The sequence below is a fragment of the Paenibacillus sp. B1-35 genome, from assembly GCF_050474385.1.
Classification (GTDB): domain Bacteria; phylum Bacillota; class Bacilli; order Paenibacillales; family Paenibacillaceae; genus Paenibacillus_B; species Paenibacillus_B alvei.
The window spans coordinates 104,253-116,172 of sequence record NZ_JBCHVJ010000005.1 but is presented as its reverse complement, the minus strand read 5'-3'; the positions used below and the strand labels follow the sequence as shown (position 1 = coordinate 116,172).

At 47.3% G+C, this 11,920-nt stretch carries 10 protein-coding genes; all 10 read left to right on the top strand.

Annotation, left to right across the window (positions count from 1 at the left end):
* Positions 1-197 precede the first annotated feature (197 nt).
* The 10 genes from ACQ5BJ_RS17245 to flgK all read left to right on the top strand — a co-directional run bounded on the left by ACQ5BJ_RS17245 (position 198) and on the right by flgK (position 11,912).
* The gene (locus ACQ5BJ_RS17245) at positions 198-2,924 is read left to right on the top strand and encodes a stalk domain-containing protein (RefSeq protein ID WP_005544752.1); all 2,727 of its coding nucleotides are present in this window, start codon (positions 198-200) and stop codon (positions 2,922-2,924) included.
* 61 nt (positions 2,925-2,985) lie between these two features.
* Positions 2,986-4,146 (top strand): sensor histidine kinase, encoded by a 1,161-nt coding sequence (locus tag ACQ5BJ_RS17240; protein ID WP_262866481.1) that lies wholly within the window; start codon positions 2,986-2,988, stop codon positions 4,144-4,146.
* 8 nt (positions 4,147-4,154) lie between these two features.
* Positions 4,155-4,874 carry a response regulator gene (locus ACQ5BJ_RS17235; protein WP_005544747.1) on the top strand — a complete coding sequence of 240 codons (720 nt, stop codon included), beginning with the start codon at positions 4,155-4,157 and terminating at the stop codon, positions 4,872-4,874.
* Between the two features lie 96 nt (positions 4,875-4,970).
* Positions 4,971-5,411 carry a glycosyltransferase gene (locus ACQ5BJ_RS17230; RefSeq protein ID WP_163978491.1) on the top strand — a complete coding sequence of 147 codons (441 nt, stop codon included), beginning with the start codon at positions 4,971-4,973 and terminating at the stop codon, positions 5,409-5,411.
* A 265-nt stretch (positions 5,412-5,676) separates the two neighbouring features.
* Entirely contained in the window at positions 5,677-7,818 is a 2,142-nt protein-coding gene (locus ACQ5BJ_RS17225; protein ID WP_005544742.1) for a helicase-related protein, read from the top strand.
* Positions 7,811-8,710 carry a ComF family protein gene (locus ACQ5BJ_RS17220; protein WP_005544741.1) on the top strand — a complete coding sequence of 300 codons (900 nt, stop codon included), beginning with the start codon at positions 7,811-7,813 and terminating at the stop codon, positions 8,708-8,710. Before ACQ5BJ_RS17225 ends, ACQ5BJ_RS17220 begins: the two co-directional genes overlap by 8 nt.
* 82 nt (positions 8,711-8,792) lie before the next feature.
* Positions 8,793-9,206 carry a TIGR03826 family flagellar region protein gene (locus ACQ5BJ_RS17215; protein WP_005544739.1) on the top strand — a complete coding sequence of 138 codons (414 nt, stop codon included), beginning with the start codon at positions 8,793-8,795 and terminating at the stop codon, positions 9,204-9,206.
* A gap of 256 nt (positions 9,207-9,462) precedes the next feature.
* The gene (gene flgM / locus ACQ5BJ_RS17210) at positions 9,463-9,738 is read left to right on the top strand and encodes a flagellar biosynthesis anti-sigma factor FlgM (RefSeq protein ID WP_005544737.1); all 276 of its coding nucleotides are present in this window, start codon (positions 9,463-9,465) and stop codon (positions 9,736-9,738) included.
* A gap of 14 nt (positions 9,739-9,752) precedes the next feature.
* Entirely contained in the window at positions 9,753-10,250 is a 498-nt protein-coding gene (locus tag ACQ5BJ_RS17205) for a flagellar protein FlgN (RefSeq protein ID WP_005544733.1), read from the top strand.
* A 96-nt stretch (positions 10,251-10,346) separates the two neighbouring features.
* Positions 10,347-11,912 (top strand): flagellar hook-associated protein FlgK, encoded by a 1,566-nt coding sequence (flgK, locus tag ACQ5BJ_RS17200; RefSeq protein WP_005544731.1) that lies wholly within the window; start codon positions 10,347-10,349, stop codon positions 11,910-11,912.
* Positions 11,913-11,920 lie beyond the last annotated feature (8 nt).

Sequence of the window (11,920 nt, the reverse complement as noted above, 5' to 3'; positions counted from 1 at the left end):
GAGCGGCGAAGAGGCCGAAGACAGGGCTTTTTTTGCTTCAATTATATCTATAATTTGTAAAACTATGACCCGGGAAATTGACCAAATACGTAACAAAATCGCAACTTTTTGTCGTTTTTGGTAGTCTATATATAGTAGAGTTTTGGTACGAACATATCGATAATCATACATAACAGGTTGAAATGGGAGAGAAAAACATGGGGAAATCAAATTACTCCGTTCGTCACAAGCACACCAGACGATTCGGGACTAAGGCTGCTGCAGTCGTACTGTCCGGCGCACTGTTCATACAGCCTGCACTCGGTTGGGGAAGCTATGTCTATGCGGATGCACCGATTGAGTCTTCTAGCGGGGATGTTGCACCAGTTAATTCTTTGCAAAAAATCAGTGAAGAGGTTCTTACCTCAGGCGCTAGATTGGTTACCTATCAATATACCTTACAGCGAGGCTCGAAGACATATAAGACCCGGATAAATATGATAGAAGCAGACTTGCGCAATCCTTATATTAAGCTGGATGTGATGACTGGAAAGAACGGCAAGACAGCTACTGGTAACCCCGTCACGAAAATGACGAAGGAAACGGGCGCTGTTGCGGGTGTAAACGGAGATTATTGGATGATGGGATCCGATCAAGTACCGATGGGAGGTTCTATTTCTGAAGGAGTCATGATTACAAGTCCAGCGGAGCTGACGGGCATGTATGCTTTTGCGGTGACGAAGAGTGGAACTCCAACCATTGATCAGTACCGCTTTACAGGCAGTGTGGCACTGAACGATGGCCAAACCTTCCCTTTGTCTGGCATCAACAAGATGAAATATGATAAAGAGCCTGGAAAGCAGCACAGCCACATGAATGCCATGTACATTTACACCAATGCTTGGTCAGGGATGAAGCGTCCAAATGATACAACGACGACCCCGACCGAGGTGCTTGTGCGCAATGGAGTTGTAGAGCAAATCTCTGATATGGGCGCTCTTCCAATTGAGGTTCCGGAAGATGGCGTTATTTTGCGAGGCCATGGGCAGGCAGCTGATTTCATGCGTCGTACGATGGAAGTTGGTACAGCGGTTAAGATTGATTATCGTTTGACGTCACAGACATCGGGACAAGCGGTAGACCCTTCCTCCTTCCAAATGATGATTAGCGGTCATACACTGCTTGTAGAGAACGGCAAGGCATCTAGCTTCACGCGTGATACGAGCGGCATTAGCGGCAGCGGTGTGACGGCCCGTACAGCGGTCGGCTATTCCAAGGATGGGCGATATGCTTACATTGTTACAGCTGAATCGAACAGCGTAAGCTCTGGCTTTACGTTGAAGGAATTTCAGCAAGCATTAGTGCAGGCTGGCGTCTGGAAAGCGGTGAATTTGGACGGTGGCGGTTCCACGACGATGACGAATCGGCCATTAGGCGAGTTTGATACGAAGCTTACGCATGAAACGAAAGAGGGCGGCAACAATGTCCGCTCTGTTGTGAATGGTCTTGGTGTGTTCACGACAGCCCCAACTGGCAAAGTAAAAGGTATGACCCTGAGTGGCGAAAAAACGCTGTTTATCGGTCAGCGAGCAACATATAGCATGAAGGCATATGACGAGTACTATAATCCTGTAGATGCTTCTAATCTGGATGTAAAATGGAGCTCTGCTGATGGAAAGATGAAGTGGGATAAGGATGCATTTGTCGCACAGTCGTCAGGCAAGGCAACGATCGTAGCTACAACAGGAGGAGCTAAGACAAAGGCAGAGATTACGGTCATCGGCGCGAAGGATCTATCGAGTCTGCAAATTGCTACGTCCTCCGCTCCACTTACTGCAGGAGCCAGCGTTCCAGTTCCGATTAAGGCTACATTGCTTGATGGCAATAAGGCTACAGTGCCTGCATCTGCTATCAAATGGGAGCTTCGCGGTTTCAATGGAAAAGTTGTGGATGGAGTGCTTCGAGTTGACTCCGTTCCGGCAGGAACGAAGATTGGCTATGCCATTGCCAGCTACGATGGCTTAAAGACGATGATTCCAGTGACACTTGGTGCAGAAAAGCAGATCGATAATTTCAATCAATCAAGTACGAGTGTGTCTTTCTCTGGATTGCCTAAGGGTAGTACGAAGGGACAAGCGAGCATAGAAGGCGGATTTGGCGGCCGTGGATCCAATGATAAGGTGATTAAGTTGTCTTATGATATGAAGGCAGGCGGCAATGTGGATAAGTTTGCCTATGCGGAGCTAAATGGTTCTACAGGCATAGATCTTCCTAGCGGCACTAGTGGCTTGAAGTTCGATGTCTATGGAGACAAGAGCTTTAACAACTTGAGACTAGAGATCCATGATGCCAACAAGAAAGCGCACTATGTGAATGTTGCAGAATCTATCAATTGGGATGGGTGGAAGAAGGTAGAAGTCGATTTATCATCACTAGGTATATCCTATCCAGCTAAGCTGAAACGGTTATATTTGGTTAACTTCAAGGAAGATCAGGATGAACGTGCAACTGAAGGAGCGGTTGCATTTGATAACTTAACTGCACAGCTGCCAGCTGGTTCTTCTGATATTTTCCCATCCGCTACCATGAATTTGACAGTGAACAGCAAGTCTTCCAAGGTGAATGGCGATGTGAAGAAGATGGACGTTGCACCAATCGTGCTGAATGGATCAACTTATGTGCCAGTGCGTGTTGTGCTTGATGCATTTGGGGGCGAAGCGCTCTGGAATGGATCTGCACAATCCGTCACGATTATGCGCGGCGAGCGTTTCCTTGAAATGATCGTAAATCAGAAGGGATTTGTGCGCAACGGCTCTCGTCTTACTTCTGATGTCGCACCAATCATTCGTCAAGGTCGGACTTTAGTCCCGCTTAGATTCGTGTCGGAACAATTAGGCCTAACTGTAAAATGGGATCAAAATACGAAGTCCATTACCATCCATTGATGTGGTATCATAAAGGATGAAATTCCATTCATCCTTTTATGAACGAGGAGACCGAACGTTAGTGGATAATCAAGTCGATGTCATTGATCGCGTTATTAAGAACGCCATCAAAGTGATGGAAGAAAGCAAATATCAAATCTATGAAATATTAGATTCGTCTCGTAACGAAGCGATTTCAATGAGCACAGAGCTGCAGATGGTTATGGATCAGACCGCAGAGATTTGTGATAAGGTGGACGAGCTGGAGCGGAACTATCGTCTGGCTCGTTTGCGTTTGACGGATGTAAGTCGCGATTTTGTCCGGTACACAGAGGAAGATATCAAGCAGGCCTATGAAAAGGCCACACAGCTTCAGCTTGAGCTAATGATGTATCGGGAGAAGGAAGGGTACTTAAAAACCCGGCGAGACGATATTCAGAAGCGGCTGCGTGCGATTGAGGGCTCGATTGAGCGTGCGGAGACAATTGGTTCTCAGATGAGTGTCGCACTTGAATATTTATCTGGTGATCTGAGTCAGGTAACACGGATATTGGAATCAGCCAAAACCCGGCAACTGCTTGGTTTGAAGATCATTTTGGCGCAGGAAGAAGAGCGGAAGCGGATTGCACGTGAAATCCATGACGGCCCTGCACAATCCCTTGCCAATCTAGTGCTTAGGACGGAAATTGTAGAAAGAATGCTAAATAAGCAGGAATTTGAAATGGTGCAGAACGAAATAGTAGATTTAAAATCGCAAGTTCGTTTCGGCTTGGAAGAGATCCGCAAGGTGATCTTTAATTTGCGTCCAATGGCGTTGGATGATTTAGGGCTTGTACCGACACTGCGAAAATTTATACATGATTACGAAGACAAGCATCGAATTAAGACTGCATTCGAGGTTAGAGGTCAGGAACGTCGGCTGCGCTCTGCGATGGAAGCTGCGATTTACCGATTGGTGCAAGAAGCCTTCACTAATGCGGCGAAGCATGCGCATCCTTCCTTCGTTACCTGTGAATTGACGTATGACGAAGAAGAAGTGCGCCTGGTCGTGCGCGACAATGGTTTTGGTTTCAAGGTAGAGTCTCTGGAGGAGAAGTCGAAAGAGCATGCTCATTTTGGCCTGCTGGGTATGCAGGAACGGGTAGAGCTGCTTGAGGGCCGTATGGAAATTCATTCGGCGGAGAACCGTGGAACTCGCATCATGATAAAAATTCCGACGAATGTGGATAAGAGAGAGGAGTAAGCAACCTTATGGAGAATCGTAAGAAGGACACAGAAGCTATAAAAGTACTCCTTGCTGACGATCACCAGCTTTTTCGTGAGGGCTTGAAGCGTATATTGAACATGGAGGACGATCTGGAGGTTATTGGCGAGTGTGGCGATGGCATTCAGGTATTGGAATTTTGCAATAAAGAAGTGCCGGACGTTGTTCTGATGGATATCAATATGCCAATCGAAAATGGTGTTATTGCAACAGAACGATTGCGGGATATTTTTCCGGATGTAAAGGTGATCATCCTTTCAATACACGACGATGAAAGCTATGTATTCGAAACGCTGCGCAAAGGAGCTTCCGGTTATTTGTTGAAAGACATGGAGGCGGAGTCTTTAATTAATGCAATTCGCTCGGTTGTAACAGGGTATGCTTACATCCATCCGAAGGTAACGGGCAAGCTTATTCAGCAGCTTCGTCGGATGACGCTGCTTGATGGCAACGGTATCGTGAGCAGCCAATCGAGAGATGCAGGCGTGAAGTTTATTGCCGCTGAAGATAATCCATTGACAAGACGTGAAGCCGAAGTGCTTCGCTTAATGGCCGAAGGCAAGAGCAATAAGATGATTGGTGAATTCCTGTTCATCAGTGAGAAGACAGTTAAGAACCATGTCAGTAGCATCCTGCAAAAGATGGAAGTAGATGATCGGACACAAGCGGTTATCAATTCCATTAAGAACGGCTGGGTAACTTTATAACTATCTATTTCTATATCTGAACCATTATTCAGATGGCGCCTGTCCGTCACCCCGGCATCTATTGCGGCATACACTTGGTAGTAAGGAGGTGGCCGCATGATCGCAATGCTATGTTGGATTGTGGGATGCTTCGGACTCGCGATAGCGGCTGTTCATCTTGCTCATCAATGGCAGCAGCTCGTACGTGGCGTTAGACCAGCGCCTTGGATGCATGTCGTGCTTGTGACGGAAAATGATGAACGCCATATCGAATGGGTGATTCGTGCGTATAGTTGGTTTGCTTGGCTGAAGGGACGGAAGCTGCATTTCACGTTCGTGGATAGCGGTTCCACTGACGATACGTTCCCAATTGCTTCGCGTGTAACGGAAAGGGACGAAGTGAGCTGGAGCCTGCTTGCAATCCAGCGGGATGAGTTAGATATGACGCTGAACGAATTGAAGCAACGTCAATCAGAGGAAGAAGTGTTGGTCGTTATTGAGCCCCGGCGCCAAGAAGATTGGCGCAAGGTTCCCTTCAAGGCTCGCAGTGCATTGTAAGCGGTGTTGTGCGAGAGGACGGGACTGTCAGGTTTTGATATGCTGATCGGTTACTTTCTCGATGTTTATTGAAGTTTAGGGTTGTCAGAACCCGTCGATTCGTATACAATTTTATACAAATACGATAAGGCGCTGGGCATGAAGCACATGCCACCTGATACAACGGGTGGGGTGTGCTTTTTTTGCGTATTTGGCAGATGCGCATCCAGACATCAAGTAGCAAGCATGCTCCGGTGAGCCGTATGGCGAAGGAGAGGGAATATTCATGCAAGTAAGAATTTATGCCGTGCGAACGGAGTACGGATGGCACTCGGGCATTACCATGGATTGGCGTGTCGATGTAAGCTATTGGCTGACAGGGGACAATAGTCAATCCCGCGGATCGAAGCTGGTTGTCTTGCAGCAACAGCTGCCGATACAGATTGGCATTTCTGCGTTGGAGCAGTTTATGGCAGGAGAAGCAATGGATCGCTGGGGGGAACGTGGCTGGATTCGCTATTTTGCTGAAATTCTCTCTCCATGTGTGGAGGAGCTTGAGGAAGAGATGAAGCGGATGCTGGTGGAGGAGCACTTGGCTGTTGCCATTATCGAATCGCCATATTCAGAGCCTACATCCAACAAGCTGGTAATGGAGAAGCAAATGTCTGCGTATCGGGTCGCAGAGCATTCCGTGTCCTATACAGCGGGGCAGGATCAGGCGAATACGTTGAAGCTGCCGAGCCCATTGCATCAGTATAACAATCCGCAGTTTGAGGCATATGCTGCTGCACTGGATACAGATGCCTATCGATTGGCTTGTTTGATTCGTGGACGCCTGCTTTTGGATGAAGAATTGGTTCATTTGCTGCGAGATCGGGGTGCAGAGCAATGGATTGAAGAGAGATATTCCCTCCTCCAATGGGGGTGGCTGCAAGGTTGGCTGGAGCTGCGGGCAGGAATGTCTTATGCGAGTCATGAGGACGGAGTTAGACTGTCAAGCAGCGAACAAATATCTCCATTGAAGCGAGTAATGAGGTTTATGCGTAAAGCTTCGATCACAGTTCAATGCGGTCGCTGTGGGAGTTCGGAGGGTTTGAGTGGTTCTTCTTGCTCAACTTGTCATTCCGTTCAATGCTGGACGTGTACACAATGCTTGAATTTGGGTCGCTGTCGCTCTTGTTCTCTTTTGATAGCAGGTAAGATTCATCGTGGTGACGGTGGAGAGGTAGCTTTCAGATCCCTGCGAGAGGAACAACTGGAGAAGTGGGGGCTTTCTCCCGCACAGCTGGAGGCAAGCAGACAAGCATTAGATTATATCGATGGAGTTCGAAGGGAGAATCGAGATTTGAAGCTGGGAGTGCGAAGTCGGAATGGTAGGGTAATTCGAAAGCAGGGGGCGTTAAGAAGTGTAAGTAAGGGGGTCTTTTTGTTGTGGGCCGTTACCGGAGCTGGAAAGACAGAGATGATTTTTCCGCTTGTTGAAGATACGCTGTTGCAGCATGGACGGGTATTGATCGCTACTCCGAGGCGCGATGTTGTGCTGGAATTAAAACCACGGATAGAGAAGGCGTTCCCGCGAAATAAGGTTGTAACCTTATACGGCGGCAGTCCGGAACGCTGGAGAGAAGGAGATATTACGCTGGCGACGACCCATCAGCTGCTTCGATTTGAGGAGGCATTTGATTTGGTAATTATTGATGAGCTTGATGCGTTCCCCTATCATAATGATCCCGTGCTCCAACGTACCGCAGAACGTGCTTGTCGCCCTGGAGGTGTGTTTGTGTTTTTATCAGCGACACCACCAGAAAAGATGCAGAAGAACGTCCGAAGCGGCAGATTATCTCATGCGAGGGTACCTGTACGTTATCACCAGCATCCATTGCCGATTCCTGCTCATATTACAATGTCCACAGTCGCGCAGTGTCTATCTGTGAACAAACTTCCCGCTATACTGCTTGCACGCATGAGCCATTCGGTAACTCGAGGTGCACAGTTGTTCGTATTCCTTGCACGTATTCGTCAAGTTGAACCGATGGTTCGCTTGCTGCGTCAACATATCCAGGGTGTCCTGATAGAAGGTACATCAGCAGCAGATGAGAATCGCGGAGATAAGGTGCTTCAATTTCGGGATCGGAGAATACGGTTGCTTGTTACAACAACGATTTTGGAGCGGGGAGTAACGGTACCGATGAGCGATGTATTTATCCTCGATGCGGATGATCGTCTGTTTGATGCAGCTTCGCTTGTACAGATGGCGGGAAGAGCAGGGCGCTCGAAGGATGATCCTTCAGGAACGGTTGTGTTCGGCTCCCCACAATGGAACCGATCGCAGCGGTCTGCGGTGCGCCAAATCCGGGACATGAATCGAATAGCGGCTAGGAAAGGCTATTTATTGTCGGAAGCTAAGAGGATACAGCGAATTGGTTAGCAGAATGCAACTGGGGGCATGGATGGAGAAGATGTATGGAACGTTGCTTAGGCCGAAGTTGTATACGTGTATGATCTGTAAAAGCTCGATTCAGATAAATCAAACAGCTCCTTCTCGTCCACCTATTCCCTATGAACAGCACCTTCTGCCGTTGATGTGTCGTAAGTGTATCCATCTTATTCCATGGATTGATGCGCTAGGCTGTTCCGATTGCGGACGTGCGATCCGTTGTCCAGATTGTCGACGGCATCCATTGCAAAATGATGGTCTAAGAGCCAATCGAAGCGTAGTTCAATATGACGATCGGATGAAGCAGTGGCTTGCACAATATAAATTTAAGGGAAATCGAGAGTATGAGCAGATTGTGCTTAACATGATGCAGCTCGCATATGAACCGTTGCTGTCAACAGTGTGGGGTCTAAGAACCCAAGAAAGGCAAATGGCTAAGTTATTCAAGGGAAGATTGGATGAAATTCTGCCCGATTTCATTACCTTCGTACCAACTACTAGGGAGCGTCTCTATGCTCGTGGATTCAACCAGGCGGAACAACTTGCGCGAGCATTGGGCGGGAAGTGGGGACGTCCAGTTATAGAACTTCTTGCACGTGTTCAGGATGCGGAGAAGCAAAGCAAGCAAACGCGTGCAGGAAGGGAGCACAATATGGAGCATGCATTCACACTGCGTCATACAGCATTAAAATTACTGCAGGAATCTTGGGCCTTACACTGCACAAGGGAAGTAAGTAGAATGGAAGAAGTGCGCCTGCTCTTGATCGATGATGTATACACAACAGGCAGTACATTGCGAGCATGTTCTCGCCAGTTATCGTCCATATGCTGGGGACTGGGCTGTCCAGTTTCAATCGTAAGCTATACGTGGGCGAGAGCTTAGTCAAACTGAATAAAAAATTACTCGTCATCTGCCGAATATTGCGATATGATGAAGAAATGAAGCATCGAAGGAGGCGAATGACATGGAGCTGAGCAATTGTCCGCGCTGCGGAATTCTTTTTGCCAAGGCGTTCCGAGATCTCTGTCCAAACTGCTTGAAACAAATCGAACAGGAGTATGAACGCTGTGTTGCTTATCTGCGTGAAGAGCGTCAAGCCACGATGCAGGAGCTGAGTGAAGCGACAGAAGTAAGCGTTCGTCAAATCACGCGTTTTATTAAAGAAGGGCGCATTTCCATATACCAAGCACCAAACTTGACCTATGACTGTGAAATATGCCATAAGCCAATTCGCGAGGGCAATATGTGTGAGCCTTGTCGAAATCGCCTGGTGAAGGAATTTACACAGACGGTAGTCGGTGCGGAAGAGACGAAGGAAGCTCCTCGCACGGGGGATGGCGCGTACCGGGTCATTGATACGAAGCGGGAACGTGAATAATTTAAATTTTGAGATTGTCAATAACAAAACTCTCTAAAATTGGATTTTTTAGATTAACTTCAAAAGATTCATGACATTACATCTAAATAATTCTTGACACTGCGCCGATAATCTTAGTAAAGGTTATCGGCTTTTCTTTTTGACTGGATAGAAGGCGACCGTATAAAGTATTTGAAGGTATTTATGAGATTGAAGCATGGTTTGCTATAGGGATTTGTAATGAATTGAGTTTGTCTTATGGAACGAGGTGAATGAGATGAAAATTAATGAAACACAGCGTCTTGGCGCGATTCAATATTATCAAAAGCAGCAGGCAATGCATCGTGCGTCGCAGAAGCCTTCCCGCAAGGATGAGCTTATCATCTCGACAGAAGCACAGGAGATGCTTGACGCACAGAATCGCGTGAATGATCCTGCGCGCAGTGAGCGCATTGCGGATTTGAAAAAGGCGGTATCTACCGGGACATACCATGTGGAAGCGGATAAGATAGCAGAGAAGCTTCTTCCCTTGTTCCGTAAAGAGAACGAATGAGTGGAGGAACTGGTGTGAGTGTGCAGCAAATCATTGAATCGCTTACGCTTCTGAACGATTTGCATAAACAATTGCTGGATATCGCAGAAGAGAAGAAGCAGGTGATTATCAAGAACGATGTCGAAGCTTTGTCGCAGCTGATGACGAAGGAATCCAGATTACTGAAGCAGGTTGCTGAAGCAGAAGGAGAGCGGCAGCAGATAGCACAGCAGTTCCTACAGGAGAAGGGCATACGTTCCCAATTGAATTTAACGGTAACGGAAATTGCTCGGCTTGTCTTCCAAGCGGAGGAACGAATGGAACTGCTCAATATTCAGCGGGATTTATCCGATACCTTACACAAGCTGAAGGAACGCAATGTAATCTTACAGGAGCTGCTGCAACAATCGTTGTCCTTTGTCGAATACTCATTGAATTTATATATGAGCCGTCCGGAAGATGAGGTCGTATATCAGCATCCGGCACAGGGAAACTCGAGCACACCACGCAGTATGTTCGACACAAGAGCGTAAAAGCAAGGATGAAGCAGGTTATAAAGGTACAGCTTTACCTAGACAACAGATAGAAAGCTGAAGTGTGAAGCTACGGAGAAAGTGAGGAAGCGAGCGATGCGTTCGACTTTTCATACATTAGAGATTGGTAAGCGGGGCATTATGGCCCACCAGACGTCCATTAGCACAACAGGTCACAATATTACGAATGCGAATACGCCTGGCTATTCCCGTCAGGTGGCAAGACTGACGGCTGCACGTCCGATTGATTATCCGGGCATGTATAACTTGTCTAAGAACCCGAACCAATTAGGAATGGGTGTCGAGGTGGATAGTATCCGCCGAGTGCGTGACTTCTTGCTGGATATCGAATATCGAAATCAGAATACGGTGCATTCCACATGGAAGGTGAAGCAGGAGACGCTTGGCAATATTGAGGGCGTATTCAATGAACCTTCGGATAACAGCTTGGCAAAGAGCGTATCAGAGTTTTGGAATGCTTGGCAGCTGCTCAGTAAGAATCCAGGTAACTCCGATCTCTCCGCGCGTACCGTTGTACAACAAAAAGCGGTTGCATTGACGGAAACGTTCAACCATATCTCAAACCAGTTGAACACGCTCGAAAATAACTTGACTGAGCGGATTAACGTCAAAATTGGCGAGGCTAACAACTATATTACTCAAATCTCTGATTTGACTCAGATGATTAAACGCATTGAGGGTCTTGGCGACAATGCCAACGATTTACGCGACAAGCGGGATTTGCTGGTTGATCAGCTATCTGGACTTGGCAATGTGAATGTCGTGGAAGGAGAAGACAGCTATCAGGTAACCTTTGGCGGCACGCTTGTAGTCGACAATATGGCGATGACGCAAATTACTGATGGTGATATTGGCGCATTGACAGATGGCGAGATTAAAGGTTACGTGGAATCGAGAGATATCCATGTGGCAGAGTACAAACGCCAATTGGACATCATCGCGAATACGATTGCGAATGGGCCAGTTGAAGTTACCTTGCCGGCGGGCACTATCTTGCCTCCAGGGGTATCTATACCAAATGCAGTTACGGATCCTTCTAACCCACGTAAGCTGATGAACGATACAAAGTATACCGTAAACGGTCTTAATGGTTTGCACAAGTTGGGCTATGCTTTACAAGAGCCTGCTAAGCAAGGCGGCGACTTCTTTGTATCGCAAAATGGTGGACCTATCACTGCAAGCAATATGAGAGTAAATGCTGACATATTGAGTGATGTAAAGAATATTGCGGCATCGATGCGCACAGAAGTACGCCAAGGGCCAAACGGCACTACGCAAGAAGTTCCATTGCAAGGGAACGGCGATATGGCTTTGCTTATTGCTGGTTTGGCGGAGAAAGTTTATAGCTTCTCACAACCAGGTGCAGTTACGAAATCCGCGACGATTAACAGCTATGTGCAATCCGTCGTGGCGCAGCTTGGTACAGATGCTGACCATGCAACGAAAATGGTAGAGAACAGCTTGCTGCTCGCAGATCATGCGGACAGTCTGCGTCAAGCAGTTAGCAGCGTGTCAATGGATGAGGAAATGTCGGACTTGATCAAATTCCAACATGCATATAGTGCTTCATCCCGCATTATTACAACGATGGACGAAATGCTGGATAAGCTCATTAACGGCACTGGCGTCGTCGGCAGATAAGGAGGAAG

Coding starts and splice junctions, on each gene's coding strand:
- ACQ5BJ_RS17235 (WP_005544747.1), top strand. CDS start 4,155: ATGGAGAATCGTAAGAAGGACACAGAAGCTATAAAAGTACTCCTTGCT.
- ACQ5BJ_RS17215 (WP_005544739.1), top strand. CDS start 8,793: ATGGAGCTGAGCAATTGTCCGCGCTGCGGAATTCTTTTTGCCAAGGCG.
- flgK (WP_005544731.1), top strand. CDS start 10,347: ATGCGTTCGACTTTTCATACATTAGAGATTGGTAAGCGGGGCATTATG.
- ACQ5BJ_RS17245 (WP_005544752.1), top strand. CDS start 198: ATGGGGAAATCAAATTACTCCGTTCGTCACAAGCACACCAGACGATTC.
- ACQ5BJ_RS17230 (WP_163978491.1), top strand. CDS start 4,971: ATGATCGCAATGCTATGTTGGATTGTGGGATGCTTCGGACTCGCGATA.
- ACQ5BJ_RS17225 (WP_005544742.1), top strand. CDS start 5,677: ATGCAAGTAAGAATTTATGCCGTGCGAACGGAGTACGGATGGCACTCG.
- flgM (WP_005544737.1), top strand. CDS start 9,463: ATGAAAATTAATGAAACACAGCGTCTTGGCGCGATTCAATATTATCAA.